A 212-nucleotide genomic window follows, 5' to 3' on the forward strand; every position below is an offset into this window, starting at 1 on the left:
GTAGTATATGCTTGTCGAGTTATTTTTACTGAAACCCTATTGACAGGTTTTTACAGGAGCAGCGAAATGGGCAGGATCACCCCGGAAGATCTGGAGCAGTTGAAGCGTGATGTGTCGCTGTTGAAGGTGGCACAAAGCCAGCGGCGTGAACTGAAACGCCAGGGCAAGGACTATGTGACGCTGTGCCCGTTCCACCGGGAGAAAACCCCGTC

Annotated in this window: 1 protein-coding gene; it reads left to right on the forward strand. The window is 52.4% G+C overall.

All coding sequences use genetic code 11. The features are described 5' to 3' along the window. Window positions 1-66: 66 nt before the first annotated feature. Window positions 67-212 (forward strand): CHC2 zinc finger domain-containing protein (locus AC2A1E_RS24560; RefSeq protein WP_484385934.1); only part of this gene is annotated, 146 nt, incomplete at its 3' end.

The organism is Serratia sp. HNCC26DJ206, from assembly GCF_057180605.1.